A 23,188-nucleotide genomic window follows, 5' to 3' on the forward strand; every position below is an offset into this window, starting at 1 on the left:
TATTAATCGCCTCCGATCAATGGCAATTCTTTTAACATATCAGCTAATATAATGGCATCAGCAGGAAAATGTTCTGTTATCCCCATCCCTACAAGATCAAACTCTTTAGCAGTATCTTGAATCAATCGAACAACAGAAGCAATCGACGCTCCCGGATAAGTTTTTTTATAATGTTCACCAAACAAATCAGGTCTTGCCGCACCTTGTCCTTTAAATTCATTAGTATCAAGGGCATCCAAGTCAAAATGAACAGCCACTTTAGATGCACCCGTTTTTCTTAACAGATCAATGACTTTTTCTGACGACATGTCAAAATCAGCAGTAGGAACATTTTTAAAAGCATGCTTCTGATAGACTGCCCTTTCCATTTCTGCTTGATCGTCTATTCCTGCAAACACAACATGACTTGGATCAACACTTGTATTAGACACTTGAGCAAAATCGGGGTCCCCTTCCCCTACTAAACTCGCTAACACCATCGCGTGATAATTTTTCCATTCGTCTTTTACCATCACATCAGGGTGGGCATCAATCCATAAAATTGCAAGATCCTCTTTATATTTTTCAGCCAAATAAGCAAATGGCGCTAATTCAACACTACAATCTCCATCCAAAACAACGACTTGATCCGGGCTCCTCTTTTCAATCTTCTCCTTTGTTTCTCTTACTTGTTTCAAAACCTGTTGCTTAGCCACAATCCCTTCTTCTTGCTGATCATTTGTTGGTGCGACAGAAATAGGAACCTCGATCGTATCACCATCACCTTCTGGGGCCAACCATGCGAGTAATTGTGCACCAAAATAATAATGAAAATTATTTCCTCCTTGCCATTGTGGCATAACGACTCGTAATGTTTTTTTACTCATCTAAAATCGCTCCCATCTTTTATTTTATCACCATACTTATGTTGTCAGTTTTCTTACTTTGAACATTATCATTGATTTTGAATGATGACAAATGATGTGAGTAAAAACAGATCCTATTTGATACATTTGGTTTTTTACTGGTCCATCTATAGAAACGATGGGTTTTTTGAAAAGATAAGATCACCTTCTGCCCGCGATATCTCGAATGCAATAGTTTTACAAGCCTGATCATATTCTATATAATATGTTATAAAAATAGTTTGAAATTCAGGAGGTAACTATGAATAAGATTGTCTTTCTCAATGCTGCAAGTATAGACTTTGATGATCAGCTTGATTTCTCACCCTTAATGAACCTCGGTACTTTTACTAAGTACGACGAGAGTAATGATCAAGAAATATTAGAGAGGGTCGCAGATCAAAACGTAATCATAACGAAAGAATTACCGCTTCCTAAAGATTTAATCGAACAATTTCCTTCTTCTGTAAAACTGATTTGTGAAGCGGGGACGGGCTATAATAATATCGATCTTCCAACCGCCACAAGTAAAGGCATCCGCGTTTGTAATGTACCTGGCTATAGCACTGAAGCTGTCGCACAATTGGCCATCACGTTTATGTTAAATTTAAGTTCTTCCATGATCCAACAACAAAATATGATCGAAAGAGATGATTTCACTAATTTTACCAATCATCTTCAAGTCCCTCATCTTGAATTGCAAAATAAAACACTCGGTCTTATTGGGACAGGGGCTATTGGTCAACAAGTGATGAAAATTGCTCGTGCATTAGGCATGGACGTGCTGACCTATAATCGCACACCTAAAAACTTTGATGATCCTCGAATCAAATCAGCCTCACTTGAGGATTTATTAAAGCAGAGCGATTTTGTTTCCATTCATTGTCCGCTGACTGCTGACACTAAACACCTTATCGATAGCAATAAACTAAAAATGATGAAATCTTCAGCCTTTATAATTAATACATCTAGAGGAGCGATCATCAAAGAAACAGATTTAATCGAAGCACTACAAAACAAAATGATTGCTGGGGCGGGCTTAGATGTTCAAGATCCAGAACCCCCACACTTGGATAATCCTTTATTCTCGATGGATAATGTCATTCTCACCCCACATATCGGTTGGAAATGCCTCGAATCCAGACAAAGATTAACTGGGCTTTTAGCTGATAATATCGAAGCCTTTATGAACAATCAGCCGATCAATGTTGTAAATGAATGAGATTTATAGGAAAGTAACAGTAAAAAAACTGTAGATTATGTTCTACAGTTTTTTATTTTGGCATTCATTTTTCCGCTTTATTTAGTAAAACTTATTCATAGCTATTTCTAGGATCGTATAGTGGAAATATGGAAAAATCCGTCCCCCACTAATTAAAACAGAAAATGAACAAAAGAAATCAAAGCTGATCTTCTATCTGATTTCGATTTATTTCCCATTTGCAAATGTAATAGAAACAGAAAATACCGTATCGTCTACATCTACAAGAACTGTTCCATTCATCCGCTCAATCAATTCCTTAGCAATGGCAAGACCTAAACCTGTTGAGGTTTTTTTACGCGTCTTATCCCCTTTATAGAAACGCTCAAAAATCCTTTCCGGATCAATTTTCTCTAGATTATGATAGGAATTTGTAAACCGTAGGATAACTTTTTGCTTTTCCTCTATCAACTCAAGTGCAAAATCATTGCAACCATGTTCTAGTGCATTTTTTATAATATTTTGAAAGACCCGTTTCAAAGCCGTTTCATCACCATTAACTATGACTGGGTTTTCGCTGAGTTCAATTCGTGGCACAATGTCCCTTTGAGTAAAATCTTCAAAAAATGAAAATACGGTATCGAAGACCAACTGATTAATATCTACATCTAGCAGCTTTAGTTGATAAGTTTTATTCTGAAGTTTGGTATAAAGAAATAGTTCTTCAATCAGTGTTTTTAAACTGTCAATTCTATCAGTCATAATTGCTAAATACTTCTGTCTCTGTGTTTGATCTTCACACTCAGAGAGTAACTGACAATATCCATCTAAAGATGTAAGGGGCGTACGTATATCATGGGATAAACCGTTGATGGTTTCTTTCATTCGGCGTTCCTTATCAAGATTAAGCTTTTTCAGCTCACTTTCATGGGCAATCCATTGATTCAGTATGGAGATAAGTTCTTTTGTCTCTTTGCTATATATTTCATGCGTGACCATAACGTTGCTTTCGTGCTTTTGATGAAAAGCAAGCTGGCGACAGATACTTTTTATCTGTCGCTTATACGATATTATTCTTAGCAAGCATATGATCGTCGTCAATAAAAGAAATATCATCAACCAAATCATCGTCTATCATCGCCTTTACTTTACATCTTGTTTTTCTATAATAACCGCGGAAAGCATAAATCCAATCGTGCTAATAATCAATGGAACCATTAAGATACTAAGCCAATTCTCAGTGACATCTGCAGATGTTAACATCTCTATATTTCCCAGAATCAAATATTCACGAATAGAGAAGGTTCCCTTCACAATGTCTAGTTTATTTACCCATTTATCAATAAGAGGGAAAAACATTGTTGCTAATCCTAAACCATACATTATCCATACCACTAATGAAGCAAGATTACTTCGAACCACTTCTGTAAAAAATGCAACAACAAGTCCCAAACCACTCATTAATATAAATTGTATACCCAGATAAGGCAAGGCACTGCTAAAATCATTAAAACTAAAATCTTCAAAGAATAATATTCCACTCATACTAGCGGCAACTGTAATTAAGATGACGATGACAGCCGTGAAAAAGCAGATGATCAGACTTTCAGACAGTAATAATTTATATTTCTTACCAACAATGCCCGTCATGTTTTTAATATAGCCTGTTTTATTATGTCCACCTGCCAAAAACACAGAAAAGATAATGATAAAAAGTACCATGATATTGCTTGAGAATAAGAATTCTAATAGACCTTCAATTGTAGTAAAATTAAAGTCAGATAGACTTTCATTTACGGTTACATTGAAGCCCGTGTCTCCTTGTTGAACTTCTGACATTTGAGAAGTATCGACACCCGTTAAATAGACCAGCATGGCCACTAAACCGATCGTTATAGCCAACGCAGTAATTAAGATGATCCAAGTACTTTTACTTTTTGTCATTCTAAAAAAATCCGCACGTATGATATTAAGCATGAGAGGCACCTCCCGTTAAGGAGAGATAAAAACCTTCTAGAGATTCATTATTAACAGTAATGGAATTAATTCTAACTCCCCCATTTGCCAATGACATAGCAATGTCTCCACTTTCGGTAAGTCTTTCAAAAATATAGATTGTTTCCTTATCTACCACTTGGTAATCTTGAAATCCAAGGCGCTCAAGAACGATACACGCCTTTTCTGGTTCAGATAACTTAAGTTCAATACGCTCCCGACAGCGATCCATTAATTCTTCCTTAGAAAGCTCTGTTATTAAGTTTCCTTCATGAATAATCCCATAATTAGTAGCTATTTTTGATAGTTCCTCGAGAATGTGACTTGATATGATAAAGGTAATATTTTTCTCCTTATTTAGCCGGTGGATGATTTCGCGAACTTCAACAATCCCTTGAGGATCAAGCCCATTTACCGGTTCATCTAATACCAGCAAATCTGGTTCACCAACAAGAGCTATAGCAATACCTAAACGTTGTTTCATACCAAGCGAAAAAGATTTTACCTTTTTATTTCCGGTATCTGAAAGACCTACTCGTTCTAAAATGTCTTCAATATACTTTTTTTCTGAAATACCAGCATAAAGACATTTCAGTTTTAAATTATCAAAAGCAGTCATATTAGGGTACAGCCCGGGCGCTTCAATCAAAGCACCGATCCGCATATATACATTATGACGGTACAGTTCCTTGCCACTGTAGCCAAACATCGTTACTTCGCCACTTGTAGGATGTGCCAAACCACTAATCATTTTTAAAAAAGTAGTCTTTCCCGCCCCGTTACGACCAATAAATCCATAAATATCTCCTTTACGAATATGCAAATCGACTTGATTGACGGCAGTAAAATTTTTATATTTCTTTGTCAATTTATTTGTATTCAATAAATATTTCATTTAAATTCCTCCTTTTCGTCCAGTTCATTATAAGACGAAAAGATAAAATAATCGCAAAGTAAAGTTAAAGAAAGGTTAAAGATTAGCGAGAAAGGCGAAAACCAACTCCCCAAACAGTATCTATATATTCTGTATCAACTACTCTTTTCAGCTTTTGACGGATATTACTAATATGGACATTGATCGTTTTATCTTCCCCCATATAGAAATTTCCCCAAGCATAATCATATATCTCTTGTTTACTGAAAACCTTATTAGGATGAGAAAGAAGTAACTCAAGAATCTTAAATTCTTGCCTTGTTAAGGGAATTTCCTCGTTCTTTAACATTGCACTGTATGAATTTCGCTTCAGCAAAAGCCCCTTGTGTCGCAAGTGATCCTCCACCTTTTCTGTAGGACTACTTTTTCTCAATTGAACGGCCACACGTGCAAGTAATTCTTTTAAATCAAAAGGCTTGGTCATATAATCATCTGCCCCTGATGTCAATAAATCAACTTTAGCATCAATCTCACCCTTTGCAGATATTACAATCACTGGAGTGGTGTGATTTTTCCGTATGTAGTGCAACAGTTCTTCCCCAGTCATACCAGGTAGCATTAGGTCAAGCAAAACAAGGTCAAACTTTGTCTGCTCCATATATAGTCTACCCTCTGTACCGGAATAGGCTTGAACACATTCGTAACCTCCGTTAGATAACGCAGCTAACAACATGGCATTTATATCGTTATCATCTTCAATAATCAATATTTTTTCATGTTTCATAAGTCACTTCCACCTCTCACAAGTAATTGGGATGATTTTGTTTGCTTTTTATCTTTCTAATAACTTCATTTAAATTAAAAAGTTACATCATTGCAACACTACTATAGTCTCTATATAAGTACTATATTATGTTGTTAAACGGCTAAGTAAATTAAGATTTTAATTGATTTGCGTCATAGCTATAAAAGAGTGTCATTCATTTATGATAACTCTAGTTTGCTCATTAATATACATTTTTCCTCCCAACAACACCCTGACAAGCAATCGAATAATATCCATTCTTAACCTGTTTCGAATATTTGCAAAATTCTTATATAAAATTGAGTTAATTTTATCATACCCCTTTTGACTTCAAAACGAAAGGATACTTCTAAAACCGTTGATAATGAAAGCGGGGTTTCATTGAACCCTTCACTCGCATTGAGAAGTTGCTTCGACCAACAGCAATCATTCTAAAATAAAAATAGTCCCAAAGGCAAGACCCATGGGATAGCGGGGTTGGGTGTTATTAGCACACCAATGTGTCAACTCCACTGGTGGTTAATCGTCACCTTGAAAGTCGATACCCCAGGCCCCTCACTTCAAATGTCAGTAGAAATGAAGTGGCGAGAGTATTCATTTCTAACTGTAAAAATAAAACAGGCTATTTTTAAACCTGCCATTTGGCGTCAAGTTTATGTGCTACAATAACATTTGGAGGCGATGAAAATGCAGGAAAGCAGACTGTTTAGAATCGTATATTATCTTCTCGAAAAAGGGCAGATCACAGCTCAAGAACTTTCTGAAAAATTAGAAGTATCGGTTAGAACTATATATCGAGATATTGATGTGATGAGTAGTGCCGGTATCCCAGTCTATGCTACACAAGGTAGAGGCGGTGGCATTTCCATACTTGATAATTTTGTGTTAGATAAATCCTTGTTTTCAGAATCAGAACGAGAAAAGATCTTAATGGCTTTACAAGGTATGACAGCAACTGATGGGGAAAATTCAAACGAACTACTGATAAAATTAGCTGCGTTATTTCAAGTAAAAGCGACTAACTGGATTGAAGTTGATTTTTCAAGCTGGATACAAAATAAGCCAAAGCAAGACCTATTCGACTCTATTAAAATGGCTCTCTTCAATCAAAATATCATATCCTTTCAATACTTTAATAGTAACGGTAAAATGATAAAACGCCGTGTACAGCCAATCAAGTTGATATTTAAAAGTAAGGATTGGTATTTATACGGTTTTTGTCTATTGAAAGATGATTATCGCTTTTTTAAATTAACAAGAATAAAGGCGCTTAACATACTATCTGAAACCTTTTCACAGGATTTTATACCACTAGTAATTGAAAAACAAGTGAGAAGTGAGAAAACCATAAAGACAAGGTTAAAATTTGATAAACGGATCGCTTTTCGTGTTTACGACGAATTTACTGATCAAGTCACAGAGGATGAGCATGGAAACTTGTATGTGCAGACTGAATTACCAGACAATGAAAGGCTATACTCTTATATATTGTCTTTTGCTGATTGTGTAGAAGTCATAGAACCAAAAAGTGTTAGGGAGCGATTAGAAAAGAAATTGGAGAATATACAAAAGAAATATAAAACCTGACTTCGGATGACAGGTTTTCTTTTGTATGATTTATGTATAGGAGGTGTTCAAATGAAACACGAATGGAGAAAGCATGAAAAAGAAAGATATGGTGCGAAAAAAATACCTGCATTAGTGAATGTACCCTTACAGAAATTCATTATGATAAGTGGAAAGGGCAACCCTAACAAGGCAGATTTTTCGGATAAAGTCTCCGCATTGTATTCATTAGCTTATGCCATCAAAATGGGGTACAAATCTGCTTCAGCTGATAACAAGCTTTTAAGTGATATACAGGATTTCACTGTCTATCCTTTGGAAGGGATATGGCAACAAAAAGAAGATACCGAGCTTATAAAAGAAAATTTGGAGTACACCCTTATGATACGCCAACCTGATTGCATAACAGAAGAAATGGTATGTGAAGCATTGGAACGTGTGAAGATTAAAAAACCTAGTCCATTATATGAAGACATCCATTTTGATACAATACAGGATGGAAAATGTGTAGAAATTCTGCATGTTGGGTCATTTGATGAGGAAGCTGTTTCTTTTGAAAAAATGGACGAGTTTACAAGAAAAAATAAGCTAAAACGCACAGAGAACTACCACAGAGAAATATATCTGACTAACGCAAATCGAGTAGATAAAAGTAAACTCAAAACAATTTTGCGCTATTCAGTAAAGGAGTAACTAGGTTAAAAAGCCAATAGTGATAAAAACCTGCTACTAGCCATTCTTATTAGTGAACCTTATTGTACATGAAGTTAAAAACTAAGTTCTGAAAACTTTTATTTCAGCATAAAAAAGAGGAAATGGATATTTTTCACCTTCCTCTTTTTGGATAAGTCAAGTTAACTTTGCTAAGACTTCACGAATAAACGCCGGTTCATCTATAGGAGTACGGACATGAGTTAAAACCATTATTAGTATCCATGAGAAGTTGGAGATCAGACCATTTGTAATATTTAGAACGATTACATGGAGAAGAGATGAAAGGAAGTTAACTTCTCTCGTTATCAAACGAAAACTTCAATCAGTGGAGGAGAAAATGAAAGCTCCCACTGATTGAAGTTTTATTTTATTCATATTTCATTTTTAAAATAGAAAACGGATTATCTTATTCGTCAAATTTTGTTCGTTCAAATACCTTGAAGTCTACTGCATGAAGACTTTGCTCATTTACATAAATCCAGGCCCTACTACTCATTGATTAAACCATCTAGTATACTTTTTTTACTTTTCAGACTTATCAATCCAACGTTCAGATTCATAAATATCGCCTACTTTATATCTCAACCAGATCGTCCCCTTCTCAAAACTATCAACATTAATTAACTTAAATCCTACTGGACGATCATCACTTAAACCTTCTACTTCATCAAATAAAGCTGGTGTTTGGTTCGATCCATCAGAAGCGCGAGCAATAACTTGACTTAATTCATCGCATAATCCTTGCTGAATAAATGACCAATTTAATACACCACCGCCACCAAGCATGACGGTTTCCATTTTGAATATATCTTTTAGTTTAGTCAACATCAGTTCAAAATCAATCGTCTTTTCCCCGCAAATAATGTAAGAAATATGACGCTGCCGCAAATATGCTTTGTAAGCATTGCTTGCTTTCTCACTTAAAACTTCAACTACATGAGCTTTTGTTTGCTTAAAGGAAATTTCAGCAGTTTCCCACGCCAAAACACCTTTTGAATCAATCGAAATATAGTACATATCTAAATCTTGTTCAGCAATAAAATCACCTGCAGGAACTTCTTCACTGGATTCATCTAATTCTGGTTTCTTATAATAAGTATAATTATAATCTGAAGTCATTCGCCCCGATAACCAACCAGAATGTTGATAGAATCGCTCCTCACCAAAAGCTATATCATAGAATACTTGATGCGATTCACTAGACTCTGGAATGTCCATAAAATTACCGATCACTTTGCCATCTAATGAAGTCAACATGTGACAAAATACATAAGGTCTATTATTAATCTCCATTTTTATTTCCTCCTTATTTTAAATTATTTTCATATCATACCCTTGCAAATGAATGTGCGTAATAATGGTTAACATCAACTTGAACATCATTATTTCCTTCATTTAGACAATTGTATATTTTACCACTGCGTTGCATAAACTTTTTTGATCAATGTCAAATTTGTCAAACAGACTGAGAACTAGCAAGCTTTAGCTTGGTAGTCACGCATTCGCACACCCTAGATCAAGCGCTTTCCTTGACATGAGTTTTATTTTTTATACAAGGGCAATGATATTTTATATGATATCATTATTATAGTGCCTAAAGTTAACTCTAGGTCAATATAAAGACAAAAGGTTTTATTGAAGGAAAGTATATAAGAACTAGTGAGAGAACTACCAACCTCAAGGAATATGCAGAGGAAACCCAGTAATATAGTTGGAAGGTGAATCATCCAAGCATTTCTACATTAACAAACTTACATTTGCATGATGTGATATGTTTGAAAGATATTCTTTGAAAACTGAACATAGCAGGTTAGAGTGAGAACCGTTGCTTTACCGCATAAAATGTTCAAGCTTAACATGTCAACCAAGACACACAAACGTGTGAGCCTCAGGTAAGCTGAAAAGTAGTTCCAAACGCAGGACCGTAGAATAGCAGGGTTGGGGGTTTTCAGCACACCATTGTGTCAACTCCTCTGATGGTTAATCAACATTTTCAAAGTTAACACCTCAAATCCCACCACTTTAAATTTCTTTGGAATTTAAGTGACGGGAGTATTCATATTTCATTTTTAAAATAGGAAACGGATTACCTTGTTCGTCAAATTCTGTTCGTTCAAATACCTTGAAACCTACACGTTTATAGAAGTCTACTGCATGAGGATTTTGCTCATTCACATCAACATACACTACGCCATACTCATGAATGGCTCTTGTAATTAACTTCTTACCTATCCCTTTCCCTATACATTCTGGTCTGAGAAATAGCATTTCAACCTTTTCTTGAGCTATCCCCATAAACCCTATTGGATGATGATCATCATACGTAACTATTAAATGATCAATTTCCCTAATGCCTATTTCGACAAAAGGTTTTAGACCTATGATATCCTTTTCAGTTAAAAATGTATGCGTGGCTTTTACAGAGCCTTCCCATACTGTAGTTAATTCACCGATTAACTGGTCTGTTCTATTTGGATTTTCAACTAACATTTTACACCTCTTTTGTTGTAATTACTCGTATAGCCATCCTAACTCCAAAAAGGATCTTAACTCCACTTGAACCCTTAGATCTCTAACAATTCTTTTTTCTATGCTACTCCCAATCCTTTATATTGTATTTATTCAAAAGGTTTTCTGCTAATTTTATCCCCTCTTCAGTTATTGCAACAGACTTAGAACGATAATTTCCTTGCCTAATATAATCTTCATCATCTAATTCATTAATAATATCAAAATCGTACCCTTTCCAAGCCATATCCATGCTTGAATCAAAACGATCCCCTTCATTAAATCTTGATAAATACATTAGCATTATTGTCAATTCCTTCATTGCCTTTTCTGGAGTTGTTTTATCCACTTTCAAAGCCCCCTTTACTTTGGAATTTTTAATAATAAATTTATTTTATGACTTCAGAGCTTCGCTCAAGTAAACAAACAACTTCTGTATGCGAAGTTTGTGGGAAAAGATCTACGGGTTGGACTTTTTTCGTTTGATAGCCGCCTTCTGTTAAGATGGCTAAATCTCTTGCTAATGTTGAAGGATTACAGGATACATAAACAATCCGTTCAGGATTCATTTCAATCATCGCTTCGAGTAACGATGGGTCACAACCTTTTCTTGGTGGATCAACAACGATCACATCTGGTTGTAGACCTTTTGCTTTCCATGTTGGCATGATTTTTTCGGCTTGTCCAACAACAAATTCCGCATTCGTGAGATCGTTTAATTCAGCATTTTTCTTTGCGTCTTCAATCGCTTGTGGGACAATTTCCACACCATAGACTTTTTTTGCTTTTTGAGCAAGGAAAAGTGAGATACTACCGATCCCGCAATAAGCATCAATTACTGTTTCATCACCAGTGAGATTGGCGAATTCTAAAGCTTTATCGTAGAGTACCTTCGTTTGCTTAGGATTGATTTGATAGAAAGACAAAGCTGAAATGGCGAATTTAATCTCACCAATCGTATCGTAAATATATTCTTCTCCCCACAAACGCTTTGTTTGCTTTCCTAGAATCACATTCGTTCGCTCTGCGTTAATATTTTGCATGATAGAGGTCACTTCTGGATGACGTTCGATAATCTGCCTAATCAACTGCTCTTCTTTCGGCAATTTTTTAGTTTTTGTGACGATCACAATCATTGTTTCTCCCGTATTTTCACCAGTACGAACCATAATATGGCGTAGAACACCGCGATGTGTCTGCTCATCATAAGCCTGGATTCCTAGACTATCAGCTATTTTTCGTACGGTTTCAACCATTTGATCATTCACTTCAGACGTCACGATACAACGATCCATACCTTCGATAATGTCGTGGCTTCGTTTTCGATAAAAGCCAGTGATCAATTCACCATCCTTTTCTCCAACGGGAATTTGTACTTTATTCCGATAGCGCCACGGTTCCTCCATTCCCAGTGTGGGTTCAACGTCAACATTTTTGATATGAGCAATTTTTCGCAGAGTATTTTCAACTTGATTTCGTTTCATTTCCAATTGCATTGAGTAACTCATATGTTGAAGCTGACATCCTCCACATTGGAAATAGACATTACATGGTGGATCCACCCGATCTGGACTAGCTTTTATTAATTCAAGCCGTTTACCAATTGCAAAATTCTTCTTCACTTTAATGACTTTAATCTTAGCCGTTTCGCCTGGTAAAATATTCGGAACAAAAACAGGATAACCCGCTATTTTGCCAACACCATTGCCTTCATGCGTCATGTCTTCAAATGATAGCTTAAGTTTTTGATTTTTTTGTACGGGTGTTTGCTGTTTAGTCATTGAATTGACTCCTTTTCTAAAATAGGATAATCCTGTTCATCCATGATAAGACTTTTTTCATCGGATAGCTATCCATCATTCGACTTTATTTCCCGGGAAATACGAATAATATCGTAAATTTTCTCTTCCGGCACCTTAAAAAGGCTCTTGAATTTAATCGAGAGCCTTGTCTTTCACTGTTACATTTTCATTCGTCGTTATTTTAGGCTGCTCTTGAATCGGCAAAAAGTATTCGATGTGCTGTTTTAAATTCGAGAATTTCCCTGGTAAATTACCACCGTATTCACCATCAACATTAAGCTGCATTCTTTCTTCAGTGTGAACACTAATGTTTTTAGCTTGAACGTAAAAGACGTTCGGATCATCAAAGTGAGCGCCTCTTGTTGCAGAAGTAACCACACGAATAAATTCAGCTATATTACATTTTTTTAAAACAAGTAAATCAAAGAGACCATCATTCATATTCGCTTCTGGGGCTAATTTTTCAAAACCACCAACCGAATTTGTATTTGCGACTAAGAAGAGCATAATTTCATCTTGAAAAATCTGCCCATCATATTCAATTCGAGTATAAATCGGTCGTAATCTCGGAAGCAGCTCAGCTCCTTTAATAAAATATGCGAGTTGCCCAATTAAGGTTTTTAGCTTACTTGGTACTTCATAAGAGACTTCGGTAAGTTTGCCTCCACCAGCTATATTAACAAAATAATGTTCATTGACCTTTCCGATATCAAGTTTTTTTGTATGTCCAGATAGGATCACATCGACAGCTTTGTCGATTGTTTTTGGAAGGCTAAGTGCTCGAGCAAAGTCATTTGTTGTCCCAGCAGGGATAATACCTAAGCGAGGGCGATGAATGGCTTCGGCTAGTCCCGTAACAACCTCATTAATTGTCCCATCCCCACCGACGGCAACCACCGTATCAAACCGATGAGCAACGGCTAGCCTCGCTGCTTCAATCGCATCACCAGCAGCTGTTGTTTCATGGGCTGATGTTTCATATCCAGCTCGTTCAAACTTTACTAAAACGTCAGGAAGTTTATTTCTGAAAGATTCCCTCCCTGATGTTGGGTTATAAATAATTCGTGCCCGTTTCATGACGATCCTCCGATCCACATACTGTTTTACCTGTTCTCATCATACCATCTTCGAAAAAAAAAGACTATCAATATGTTATGTATTGATAGCCTCTCTTATGACTTTAGCGTTTTTCCATTTCAGCTAAAATAATTTTGTTAACCATTGGCGGATTGGCTTGTCCCTTTGTTTCTTTCATGACTTGACCAACTAAGAAACCAAGTGCTCGATCTTTTCCATTCTTGAAGTCTTCAATTGATTGTTGATTATTATCAAGAATAGTTGTAATAATTTCAGTTAGTTGCCCTTCATCTGAAATTTGGACTAGACCTTTTTCCTTGATGATTTTTTCTGGATCGCCACCTTTTTCAACGAGCTCAGCAAAGACTTTCTTCGCCATTTTCGATGAAATCGTTCCATCATCAATCAGTGTAATCATTTTTGCTAATCCTTCGGGTGTTAATGGTAGCTCTGAGAGTTCTTTCTGTTGTTTATTCATATAGGCTGAGACTTCACCCATTAACCAGTTAGAGGCTTGTTTAATATCAGCACCTGCTGCAATTGTTGCTTCGAAGAAATCTGATATCTCAACTGCATTGGTGAGTACCATTGCATCATAAGCTGGTAATTTATATTCTTCAATATAACGTGCCTTTCTTGCATCTGGAAGCTCTGGAATTTCAGCGCGAATACGCTCTTTCCAATCCTCATCAATATACAACGGCATGAGGTCTGGTTCAGGGAAATAACGATAATCGTCGGCCCCTTCTTTGACACGCATCAAAATAGTTTCTTTAGTTTGCTCATCATAACGACGTGTTTCTTGCAAAATTACGCCACCTGATAATAAAACTTCACGCTGACGTTTTTCTTCAAATTCAATCCCCTTTTGGACAAAGGAAAATGAGTTTAAGTTTTTTAATTCTGTTTTTGTCCCAAACTCTTCCTGACCAATTGGACGGAGTGAAACATTGGCATCACATCGCAATGAGCCCTCTTCCATCTTACAATCTGAAACACCGGTATATTTAATAATGTTTTTCAATTTTTCAAGATAAGCATAGGCTTCCTCTGGTGAACGCATATCAGCTTCAGAAACAATTTCAACAAGTGGTGTACCCGCTCGGTTATAATCGACTAATGAATATCCATCATCACTGTGGATCAGTTTTCCCGCATCTTCTTCTATATGTAGGCGGTTGATCCGAATACGTTTGGTCTTTCCATCTACCTCGATATCAATCCAACCATTTTCACCAATGGGTTGATCAAATTGTGAAATTTGATAGGCCTTTGGATTATCAGGATAAAAGTAATTTTTACGATCGAATTTTGTCTCAGTCGCAATCTCACAGTTCAGTGCCATTGCTGCTTTCATCGCATAATTTACTGCTTTTTCATTCAGAACAGGTAAAACACCTGGGTAAGCTAAATCAATTGGATTAACATTTTCATTTGGTTTTGCTCCAAAATGGTTCGGACTCGGGCTAAAAATCTTTGAGTCTGTTTTTAATTCAACATGGACTTCAAGACCAATAACTGTTTCAAAATTCATTTACTTCACACCTCCCAAGTTCGGACGTTGCTTATGGTGATCTGTTGCTTGTTCAAAAGCATAAGCTGTCCGATAAATCGTTGATTCATCAAAGTAATTCCCAATAATTTGCAAGCCGAAGGGTAAGCCTGTTTCTTTTGAAAAACCAGATGGGATTGAAATAGCAGGTATACCCGCTAAATTAACTGGAAGTGTCAGCAGATCATTGAGATACATTGTCATCGAATCGTCTTCTTCCGTATGCTCTCCGACTTTAAAAGCCGTTGTCGGTGTTGTTGGACCGATAATAACATCATACTCTGCAAAAACTTGCTCAAACTCTTCTTTAATTAATGTTCGAGCTTGGAGTGCTTTTTTATAAAAGTCTTCATAGTATTCTGAACTTAATGCGATTGTACCAAATAAAATGCGACGTTTAACTTCATCACCAAAGCCTTCACTACGCGATTGTTTAAAGAGGTCAATCATATTATCGGCATTTTCTGAATGACGTCCGTAACGGATACCGTCAAAACGGGCTAGGTTGGCTGATGCTTCTGCTGAAGAAATCAGATAATAAGCAGCTACCGCATATTTCGAATGGGGTAATGAAACCTCTTCCCAAGTTGCGCCAAGGGCTTCATAAGTTTTTAAAGCATCCAGAACAGATGACCGAACTTCATCATTGATGCCTTCTGCAAGGTATTCTTTCGGAACAGCAATCTTAAGTCCTTTTACACCTTTTTTCAATTGATCCTGATAATTCGGTACTTCAATATTGGCTGTTGTTGAATCCATTGGATCGTGTCCAGCAATAGCTTGCAGTAAATGGGCATTATCTTCAACCGTTTTTGTCATCGTTCCAATTTGATCTAAAGAGGAAGAAAAGGCAACAAGTCCAAAACGGGAAACTAAACCATAGGTAGGTTTCATCCCAACAACACCACAGTAAGACGCGGGACCACGAACGGATCCTCCTGTGTCAGATCCTAATGAGAAAAAGACTTCACGAGCAGCGACAGCTGCTGCTGAGCCTCCACTTGAACCCCCTGGGACATAATCAGTATTCCATGGATTTCGTGTCACAAAATAAGTCGATTTCTCGGTTGATGAACCCATCGCAAATTCATCCATATTTAATTTACCAATTGTGATCGTTTTTTCCTGTGCTAATTTTTCAATCGCCGTTGCATCATATAACGGATGATTAAAATTATCTAACATCATACTTGCACAAGTTGTCCGTAAATCTTTTGTTACAATATTATCTTTAATTCCAATTGGAATTCCAAATAACGGGTTATTCACTTGATTAACTTCTTGATCGAGTTGTTTCGCTTGTTCAAGAGCTTGTCCTTGATTTAGGGTGATGAAAGCTTTGATTTCATCATCGACCCTATCAATCTGATCAAAAGAAGCCTGAACAAGATCAGTAACAGTTAATTCTTTGTTATTTAGCTTCTCTTGCAATTCTTTTAATGTATAATCAAAAATAGACATTTTTCAGCGGTCCTCCTATTCTAAAATTGATGGTACTCGGAATTGACCATCCTTTTGATTTGGTGCGTTTTTTAGTGCTTCTTCTTGACTAATCCACTGTCGCGGCTCATCTTTTCGCATCACATTATTGAAGTCGAGGACATGAGTAGTAGGTTCAACATGACTTGTATCTAAATCATTTAAAACCGTAGCATATTTCATCATTTCACTTAATTGTTTCATTCGTACTTCTATTTCTTCTTCTGTGATGGCTAATCTAGCTACATCGGCAATTTTTTTAACTTGTTCCTTTGAAATATCAGGCATTTCCTTCACCTCCACAAGATTTTATAACGTTTTAAGCATATTAATGATCATAGCAAACAGTAAGCCGATTACGCAACTATTCATTTGCTATTTTTTGAAAATAATAACTAGCTTTTCCCCTTATTTATCTCATCTCTATATAACTATATATGAACTTTTCTACACTAGGAAACTAACGCTGGTAAATATGCACAAAAGGTTCTTCATTCCCTGACTCTCTAACAATAAGGCTTTCTTGTCTATCATTTGATTTGATATTGACTTCAATATCAAAGTGAGGTTGGAAGCTATCCATAATTAATCCATAGACATATTGAGTGAAGCCAGTAACTTCTGCTTGACCGTAAAATTCAATCGGAATATCAAGAATTAGACGGCGAATTTCCCCATCTTGATAAAAACCTTCGCCAATGACACCAACATAGTTTGGAAAATAACTTGCAATTTCCGACTTAAATTCATCGACTGTTGACGACAAATTCGGATCAATATCCTGAGCCTCACTAGAAGGGAAAAGAACATAAGACTCATCGATTGATTCCCAGCTATCAACATTCTCACTTCCACCTTGAATCGTTGTTTTGGCGACAAAACTTCCTGGAACAAGGCCATCACGAGGAGCCTCACGATAGATTCCTACCATAATTGGAATTTCTGCCAGACCATCTTTAGCTCTAAGTCGACTAACGACTTCTTCTGTTATGTCAGCTGCCTCGGCTAACATCTCATTTTGACCAATGTCTTCATAATAAAACGGACCGCCGACTTCGGTTTGAAAACGATAGTTAGATTTCATCGCTATCCCTAGAGAGATTCCAGCCAATTGAACAGAATTATCATCCGTTCGAATCAAATAGTTTTGTTCCAATATATGAGATAGGTACTTTGGATTTTCCCGTTCCATTTCAATTTTATCATCAGTCGATGTATCATCATCAATATCAACTGATGGATTTAATCCTTGTTCAGTCGAGTCAGACTCCCGTTCTAACCAACTTAATAATTCATTGTAATCAATTTTTTGCCCTTCTTGGAAAAAGTAAGATTCCGGGTCAAAGACTGTCGTTGAATGACGACGCAGATCATCTTCTAGAGCGGTAATATCTAATCTATTGGAAACCTGATTTGTTGTTACTCCCCTTGATTGACTCAATCGATACGGTAAAAGAACCTGATATTCAGCTTCTGAGACACTATAATTAGGGATGATAGCTGTCTCCTGATCAACATCTTCTGGTAATGTTTCATCGATGACTTCTTCTTGATCATTACTACTAAAGTCAGGTGCACAACCAGCAAGCAAAACTACCCATAAAACCACGCTTACCACGTACAAACGCTTCATTGAATTCCCCCTCCTATTCTTACTCTATTTTTTCAACAAACTGTTGTTCATTCCAAATGTCAATTCCAAGCTGTTCTGCTTTTGATAATTTCGAACCTGCCTCTTCACCAGCAATAAGTAAATCTGTCTTCTTACTCACACTTCCAGTTACTTTTCCACCCATGTCTTCGATCTTACCTTTGGCCTCATCTCGAGTTAATTGTTTAAGTTTACCTGTTAAAACAATTGTTTTATCTTGGAACACAGCGTTTATCTTTTCACTTGTTGGTTTAACACCAAGATAGCTTGTATTAACACCCAATTGTTTCAGCTTTTCAAGCATTAAGGCAACTTTTTCATTGGAAAAATACCGAACAATCGAGTCTGCCATTTTTTCACCAATTTCATCGATAGCGATAAGCTCTTCATATGAAGCTTGTTGGATCTTTTCAATCTCCCCAAAAGCTATCGCTAAAAGTTTCGCTGCCGTAACACCAACAAAGCGAATCCCTAAACCAAAAAGCAATCGTTCAAGTGAATTTGACTTTGAAGCTTCAATCGCTCGCAGCAAATTATCGACTGATTTAGCTCCCATTCGTTCAAGCTCTAATAATTTCTCTCGTTCCAACTGATATAGATCTGTTACCTGATGAACGAGTTTATAAGTATATAGTTGTTCAACTATCTTTTCCCCTAAGCCATCAATATTCATGGCATTACGTGAAGCAAAGTGAATCAATCCTTCTTTTAATTGAGCAGGGCAATTCGGATTCATGCAGCGCAAGGCTACTTCTCCCTCAAGCCTTTCTAATTCTGCTCCACATGATGGGCAATGATCTGGCATTTTAAATGGCCTCACCGTCTCGTCCCTTTGCTCTCGAATCACACGGACGACTTCTGGAATAATATCGCCTGCCTTTTTAATAACCACAGCATCATTTAATTGAATATCTTTTTCTTGAATGTAGTCTTCATTATGAAGTGAAGCACGTTGTACCGTTGTTCCTGCCACTTGAACGGGTTCAAGTAGTGCAGTGGGGGTAACAACTCCTGTCCGCCCTACACTAAGGATGACATCAATTAATTTCGTTACTGCCTCTTCAGCAGGAAACTTGTAGGCAATCGCCCAACGTGGGCTTTTAGCTGTTGTCTTTAAAATATCATGGTAATCGAGACGATCAACTTTAATCACAATTCCATCAATATCATAAGATAGATCATTTCGTTTATCAATCCATGCTTCTACATATTCAATAACTTGATTGATGCCTTGACATTTTTTCCATTCTTGATTAATTTTAAAGCCTAATTTATTTAAATAGGTTAATCGTTCACTATGTGTAGCAATCGTACCCGCTTGCCACTCTCCAACAGCATACAGAAAAATATCTAAATGTCTTTCGGCAGCAATTTTTGGATTTAGTTGGCGCAATGAACCAGCTGCTGCATTTCTCGGATTGGCAAACAACTCTAGCCCTTGTTCTTCACGTTCCTTATTCATGCGAATGAAGGATTTTTTTGGCATAAAGGCTTCACCACGAACCTCAATTGTGTTTGTTTCATCAATTTTTAATGGAATGCTTCGAATGGTTCTTAAATTTTGACTGATATCCTCACCGATAGAGCCATCGCCGCGGGTTGCACCTTGTTGAAAAAGTCCATCCTGATAACGAAGTGAAACAGCTAATCCATCAATTTTTAATTCACAAACATAATCAACCGTTTCGAGTGCTAATCCATCACGAACGCGTCGGTCAAATTCACGTAAATCTTGTTCATTAAATGCATTAGCCAAGCTCAACATAGGTATGTTATGCTCTACTTTTACAAATCCTTCAAGCGGCTGTCCACCAATTCTTTGACTCGGCGAATCGGGTGTAATAAGTTCTGGATGCTGCGCTTCAAGATCGATTAATTCTTGCATTAATCGATCATATTCCGCATCTGGGACAGTTGGATTATCTAACACATAGTATTGATAACCATATTGATGCAATAAGTGACGCAAATCAGTTATTTTTTTCTCTAAAGATGCCAAAGCCATCACCTCTCTTCATTATCCTTTCGTGATCGGTGCAAATTTTGCTAATAAGCGTTTCACACCTGTCGGAGCAGGAAAAGCAACATCTAACTCCATCGAATCACCTGTACCTGTCACCCTTACAATTGTGCCAAGTCCCCATTTTTTATGTTGCGCTTTATCGCCAACTTGCCAAGCTTCCTTTTCTCCACCAGTCGTTGTCTTTTGGGCTGATCGTTTAGCCGGCTGTTTTTTTTGTTGAACCGAATCGTGTGATAAAGTTTGTCTCTGGTTAGAGAGACCAAAAGGTAAATCATCCTTCTGTTCTGCAAATCCTGTTAGTAAATCTATCGGAATTTCACGAATAAATCGACTCATACTGTTCATATTTGTACGTCCATAAAGTGTTCGCATTTTCGCATGGGTAAGATGCAAAATTTTTTCAGCTCTTGTCATCCCGACATAGGCTAACCGGCGTTCTTCAGACATTTCCTCATCATCCATTAATGAACGACTATGCGGGAAAACATTTTCCTCCATCCCAACTAGAAAAACAACTGGGAACTCTAAGCCTTTAGCAGCATGTAATGTCATCATCGTTACTTTATTATCGGCAAAAGGATCATCATCCATACGATCAATATCTGCAATAAGTGCTAAATCAGTTAAGAAAGCAACTAAGGTTTTATCTTCACTTTCCTGCTCGAAGTTCTGAGTAACGGTTTTAAATTCGTTCAAGTTTTCTAATCGAGTTTGTGCTTCAATCGTTCGATCATTACTCAGCATTTCCAAATAACCTGTTTTTTCTAAAACTTCTTCAACCATGTCTGTTGCTGTTAGAAATTCCTGCTGCTGAACCCAATTCTTAATCATTTGACCAAATTTCGCTAACGATTGGGTCGCACGGGTACTTAAACCAACAAAATCAATCTCTTGGGTCGCTGTATAAAGCGAGATATCGTGATTGGCTGCATAATGTTCAAGTTTTTCTAGCGATGCTCTGCCAATACCACGCTTGGGCTCATTAACAACTCGAGCAAAGCTTAAATCGTCGTTTGGATTTGAAATTAAACGAAGATAGGCAAGCATATCTTTTATTTCTTTTCGATCGTAGAATTTGGTTCCACCAACCATTTGATAAGGGATATTTGCTTTAACAAACGTTTCTTCAATTGCCCTTGATTGAGCATTTGTTCGATATAAAACAGCTACATCACGATAGTTAAAGGCATGTGATTGAATGTAATCTTCTATTTGATTCGCTACATAAATTCCCTCGTAGCGTTCTGTTGCTGCCTCATAATAATTTAGTTTCGAACCACTGTCATTATCGGTCCAAAGTTTTTTCGCTTTACGATCGGAGTTATTTTTTATCACTGCATTGGCTGCATCCAGAATGGATTGGGTTGACCGATAATTTTGCTCTAGCAGGACGATCTCAGCATTTGGATAATCCTTTTCAAATGACAATATATTCTTAATATCTGCCCCACGCCAACGGTAAATTGATTGGTCAGAATCACCAACCACACAAAGGTTTTGATATTTTTCAGCTAGTTTTTTGACTAAATAGTATTGCGCATAGTTCGTATCTTGATATTCATCAACATGAATATATTGAAAACGTCGCTGATAATATTCAAGTGCTTCTGGAACTCGATCAAATAAATGAATGGTCTGCATAATTAAATCATCAAAATCAAGTGATTGATTTTTGATTAGTGTTTTTTGATAACTTTGATAAACATCAGCAATAACTTTTTGATAATAATCTCCTGCACTTGCCTGAAATTGATCAGGTGTTTGGACATTGTTTTTTGCTGAACTAATTCCTGCAAGTATCGCTCTGGGTTCAAATTTTTTCGGGTCGATATTTTTTTCCTTTATAATATTCTTAATGACCGTTAATTGATCACCGCTATCCAAAATCGTAAAGCTGCGGCTTAAACCAATTCGGTCCGCATCTCGACGTAACATCCGAACACACATCGAGTGAAAGGTTGACACCCACATATAATCGGCCTCTGGTCCCACAAGCTGACTGACTCTGTCCTTCATTTCTCGAGCCGCTTTATTTGTGAAGGTAATAGCCAAAACGTTTCTTGGTGAAATTTGTTTTTCATCTAATAAATAGGCAATCCGGTGTGTTAACACACGTGTTTTTCCACTTCCGGCGCCTGCCATAATTAAAAGCGGACCCTCTGTCTTTTGAACCGCTTCTCTTTGCTTATCATTTAATCCATCAAGTAAATGTTTAATGGGTTGACTCACAATGACACCGCCTTTATTAATCTTTTGTTACCTTAGCTGTTTCGATTGCTTGATCGAAATTATCATACAAGCTGTTACCAACAACGATTGTGTCAGCAAATTCAGCCATTTCTCGAGCTTGATCCAGAGTGGTAATTCCACCGCCATAAACAAGCTGAGTCTCCTTCAATTCTTGTTTGACACTTTTGACAAGATTAGGATCTCCATATGTACCACTATATTCTAAATAGAGGATTGGCAGCCTCAACATATGCTCAGCTATTTGCGCATAAGCAATAACATCATCTGCATCAGGCAGTCGACAATCTGTAAGCTGATATGCCTTTGCCTCTGGATTTAAAATCAAATAACCCTCAGTAGCAACGTCAGACCAATCGATCATCTGACCATACTCTTTAACTGCTTGATGTTGAATGTCGATCATCCATTTCTTATCTTGACTATTTAGCACAATCGGAATATGGTAAAGATCGAACCCAGGTGTAATCGCATCAAGGGTTGACACCTCTAGAACACAAGGAACCGTATATCGGCGGATATGACTCATTAAATCAAGTACACTATCTAATGTGATATTATCTGTCCCGCCAACAATGACTGCATCTGTACCTGATTGGCAGATTTGGTCTAATTGTTGATCAGTTAATGATTTAGCTGGATCTAATTTAAATACATGCTTCCATGTCTTTCGATTATACAACATGAAGCCTCCTAACTCTTCTTTTCTTCTCTTTATGCTTAGAAAATACACATGCGTTTCACCTTTATTCACACACCCATGTGCTAGCATAGACGTTGTTATAGGTCGTGAGAATCTTAGGCAAAGGT

At 36.9% G+C, this 23,188-nt stretch carries 20 protein-coding genes; 3 read left to right on the forward strand and 17 right to left on the reverse strand.

The window, feature by feature from the left end; translation table 11 throughout:
* Positions 1-2: 2 nt before the first annotated feature.
* Positions 3-866 (reverse strand): arginase family protein, encoded by an 864-nt coding sequence (locus ACS127_RS00645; protein ID WP_440896547.1) that lies wholly within the window; start codon positions 864-866, stop codon positions 3-5.
* A gap of 280 nt (positions 867-1,146) precedes the next feature.
* Between ACS127_RS00645 and ACS127_RS00650 the strand changes: the two genes are divergently transcribed.
* Positions 1,147-2,106 carry an NAD(P)-dependent oxidoreductase gene (locus ACS127_RS00650; protein ID WP_440896548.1) on the forward strand — a complete coding sequence of 320 codons (960 nt, stop codon included), beginning with the start codon at positions 1,147-1,149 and terminating at the stop codon, positions 2,104-2,106.
* A 207-nt stretch (positions 2,107-2,313) separates the two neighbouring features.
* Here the strand turns inward: ACS127_RS00650 and ACS127_RS00655 are convergent, their stop codons facing one another.
* From ACS127_RS00655 to ACS127_RS00670, 4 genes are all read right to left on the reverse strand, one after another.
* A complete protein-coding gene (locus ACS127_RS00655; RefSeq protein WP_440896549.1) occupies positions 2,314-3,084 on the reverse strand; it encodes a sensor histidine kinase in 771 nt (256 codons plus the stop codon).
* 144 nt (positions 3,085-3,228) lie between these two features.
* Positions 3,229-4,062: a hypothetical protein gene (locus tag ACS127_RS00660; RefSeq protein WP_440896550.1), complete on the reverse strand. Its 834-nt coding sequence runs from the start codon at positions 4,060-4,062 to the stop codon at positions 3,229-3,231.
* On the reverse strand, positions 4,055-4,975 hold the full coding sequence (locus tag ACS127_RS00665; protein ID WP_440896551.1) for an ABC transporter ATP-binding protein: 921 nt from the start codon (positions 4,973-4,975) through the stop codon (positions 4,055-4,057). Before ACS127_RS00665 ends, ACS127_RS00660 begins: the two co-directional genes overlap by 8 nt.
* An 82-nt stretch (positions 4,976-5,057) precedes the next feature.
* Positions 5,058-5,738: a response regulator transcription factor gene (locus tag ACS127_RS00670; protein WP_440896552.1), complete on the reverse strand. Its 681-nt coding sequence runs from the start codon at positions 5,736-5,738 to the stop codon at positions 5,058-5,060.
* Between the two features lie 708 nt (positions 5,739-6,446).
* On the opposite strand from ACS127_RS00670, the gene ACS127_RS00675 reads away from it, so the two are divergent.
* Together ACS127_RS00675 and ACS127_RS00680 are read left to right on the forward strand one after the other, a co-directional pair.
* The gene (locus tag ACS127_RS00675) at positions 6,447-7,346 is read left to right on the forward strand and encodes a helix-turn-helix transcriptional regulator (protein ID WP_440896553.1); all 900 of its coding nucleotides are present in this window, start codon (positions 6,447-6,449) and stop codon (positions 7,344-7,346) included.
* 51 nt (positions 7,347-7,397) lie between these two features.
* Positions 7,398-8,018 (forward strand): GyrI-like domain-containing protein, encoded by a 621-nt coding sequence (locus ACS127_RS00680; RefSeq protein WP_440896554.1) that lies wholly within the window; start codon positions 7,398-7,400, stop codon positions 8,016-8,018.
* 543 nt (positions 8,019-8,561) lie between these two features.
* On the opposite strand, the gene ACS127_RS00685 is transcribed toward ACS127_RS00680, so the two are convergent.
* From ACS127_RS00685 to ACS127_RS00740, 12 genes are all read right to left on the reverse strand, one after another.
* Entirely contained in the window at positions 8,562-9,332 is a 771-nt protein-coding gene (locus tag ACS127_RS00685; RefSeq protein WP_440896555.1) for a dihydrofolate reductase family protein, read from the reverse strand.
* Between the two features lie 729 nt (positions 9,333-10,061).
* Complete coding sequence (locus ACS127_RS00690) at positions 10,062-10,529, reverse strand: GNAT family N-acetyltransferase (RefSeq protein WP_440896556.1); 468 nt, start codon at positions 10,527-10,529, stop codon at positions 10,062-10,064.
* A 103-nt stretch (positions 10,530-10,632) separates the two neighbouring features.
* On the reverse strand, positions 10,633-10,896 hold the full coding sequence (locus ACS127_RS00695) for a DUF6429 family protein (RefSeq protein WP_440896557.1): 264 nt from the start codon (positions 10,894-10,896) through the stop codon (positions 10,633-10,635).
* 40 nt (positions 10,897-10,936) lie between these two features.
* On the reverse strand, positions 10,937-12,328 hold the full coding sequence (gene rlmD, locus ACS127_RS00700; protein ID WP_440896558.1) for a 23S rRNA (uracil(1939)-C(5))-methyltransferase RlmD: 1,392 nt from the start codon (positions 12,326-12,328) through the stop codon (positions 10,937-10,939).
* Positions 12,329-12,481: 153 nt separating this feature from the next.
* Positions 12,482-13,426, reverse strand: coding sequence for a diacylglycerol kinase (locus ACS127_RS00705; RefSeq protein ID WP_440896559.1), 945 nt, complete (start codon positions 13,424-13,426; stop codon positions 12,482-12,484).
* A 103-nt stretch (positions 13,427-13,529) separates the two neighbouring features.
* On the reverse strand, positions 13,530-14,960 hold the full coding sequence (gene gatB / locus ACS127_RS00710) for an Asp-tRNA(Asn)/Glu-tRNA(Gln) amidotransferase subunit GatB (protein WP_440896560.1): 1,431 nt from the start codon (positions 14,958-14,960) through the stop codon (positions 13,530-13,532).
* The gene (gatA, locus tag ACS127_RS00715) at positions 14,961-16,439 is read right to left on the reverse strand and encodes an Asp-tRNA(Asn)/Glu-tRNA(Gln) amidotransferase subunit GatA (protein ID WP_440896561.1); all 1,479 of its coding nucleotides are present in this window, start codon (positions 16,437-16,439) and stop codon (positions 14,961-14,963) included. It abuts the gene before it with no gap.
* A 15-nt stretch (positions 16,440-16,454) separates the two neighbouring features.
* On the reverse strand, positions 16,455-16,745 hold the full coding sequence (gatC, locus tag ACS127_RS00720; RefSeq protein WP_440896562.1) for an Asp-tRNA(Asn)/Glu-tRNA(Gln) amidotransferase subunit GatC: 291 nt from the start codon (positions 16,743-16,745) through the stop codon (positions 16,455-16,457).
* Positions 16,746-16,917: 172 nt separating this feature from the next.
* On the reverse strand, positions 16,918-18,090 hold the full coding sequence (locus tag ACS127_RS00725) for a CamS family sex pheromone protein (RefSeq protein WP_440896563.1): 1,173 nt from the start codon (positions 18,088-18,090) through the stop codon (positions 16,918-16,920).
* A gap of 19 nt (positions 18,091-18,109) precedes the next feature.
* Complete coding sequence (gene ligA / locus ACS127_RS00730) at positions 18,110-20,113, reverse strand: NAD-dependent DNA ligase LigA (protein ID WP_440896564.1); 2,004 nt, start codon at positions 20,111-20,113, stop codon at positions 18,110-18,112.
* A gap of 12 nt (positions 20,114-20,125) precedes the next feature.
* Positions 20,126-22,360, reverse strand: coding sequence for a DNA helicase PcrA (gene pcrA / locus ACS127_RS00735; protein WP_440896565.1), 2,235 nt, complete (start codon positions 22,358-22,360; stop codon positions 20,126-20,128).
* A gap of 16 nt (positions 22,361-22,376) precedes the next feature.
* Complete coding sequence (locus ACS127_RS00740) at positions 22,377-23,060, reverse strand: heptaprenylglyceryl phosphate synthase (RefSeq protein WP_440896566.1); 684 nt, start codon at positions 23,058-23,060, stop codon at positions 22,377-22,379.
* Positions 23,061-23,188: the final 128 nt, after the last annotated feature.

The organism is Amphibacillus sp. Q70 (assembly GCF_052055485.1).
In the GTDB taxonomy this organism is placed as follows: domain Bacteria; phylum Bacillota; class Bacilli; order Bacillales; family Amphibacillaceae; genus Amphibacillus.

Excerpts from the sequence above, each read along its gene's own strand:
- ACS127_RS00680 (WP_440896554.1), top strand. The coding sequence starts at position 7,398 with ATGAAACACGAATGGAGAAAGCATGAAAAAGAAAGATATGGTGCGAAA.
- ACS127_RS00665 (WP_440896551.1), bottom strand. The coding sequence starts at position 4,975 with ATGAAATATTTATTGAATACAAATAAATTGACAAAGAAATATAAAAAT.
- gatC (WP_440896562.1), bottom strand. The coding sequence starts at position 16,745 with ATGCCTGATATTTCAAAGGAACAAGTTAAAAAAATTGCCGATGTAGCT.
- ACS127_RS00725 (WP_440896563.1), bottom strand. The coding sequence starts at position 18,090 with ATGAAGCGTTTGTACGTGGTAAGCGTGGTTTTATGGGTAGTTTTGCTT.
- ACS127_RS00670 (WP_440896552.1), bottom strand. The coding sequence starts at position 5,738 with ATGAAACATGAAAAAATATTGATTATTGAAGATGATAACGATATAAAT.
- ACS127_RS00650 (WP_440896548.1), top strand. The coding sequence starts at position 1,147 with ATGAATAAGATTGTCTTTCTCAATGCTGCAAGTATAGACTTTGATGAT.
- gatB (WP_440896560.1), bottom strand. The coding sequence starts at position 14,960 with ATGAATTTTGAAACAGTTATTGGTCTTGAAGTCCATGTTGAATTAAAA.
- ACS127_RS00675 (WP_440896553.1), top strand. The coding sequence starts at position 6,447 with ATGCAGGAAAGCAGACTGTTTAGAATCGTATATTATCTTCTCGAAAAA.
- ACS127_RS00690 (WP_440896556.1), bottom strand. The coding sequence starts at position 10,529 with ATGTTAGTTGAAAATCCAAATAGAACAGACCAGTTAATCGGTGAATTA.
- rlmD (WP_440896558.1), bottom strand. The coding sequence starts at position 12,328 with ATGACTAAACAGCAAACACCCGTACAAAAAAATCAAAAACTTAAGCTA.
- gatA (WP_440896561.1), bottom strand. The coding sequence starts at position 16,439 with ATGTCTATTTTTGATTATACATTAAAAGAATTGCAAGAGAAGCTAAAT.
- ACS127_RS00705 (WP_440896559.1), bottom strand. The coding sequence starts at position 13,426 with ATGAAACGGGCACGAATTATTTATAACCCAACATCAGGGAGGGAATCT.
- ACS127_RS00660 (WP_440896550.1), bottom strand. The coding sequence starts at position 4,062 with ATGCTTAATATCATACGTGCGGATTTTTTTAGAATGACAAAAAGTAAA.
- ligA (WP_440896564.1), bottom strand. The coding sequence starts at position 20,113 with ATGGCTTTGGCATCTTTAGAGAAAAAAATAACTGATTTGCGTCACTTA.
- ACS127_RS00655 (WP_440896549.1), bottom strand. The coding sequence starts at position 3,084 with ATGGTCACGCATGAAATATATAGCAAAGAGACAAAAGAACTTATCTCC.
- ACS127_RS00685 (WP_440896555.1), bottom strand. The coding sequence starts at position 9,332 with ATGGAGATTAATAATAGACCTTATGTATTTTGTCACATGTTGACTTCA.
- ACS127_RS00645 (WP_440896547.1), bottom strand. The coding sequence starts at position 866 with ATGAGTAAAAAAACATTACGAGTCGTTATGCCACAATGGCAAGGAGGA.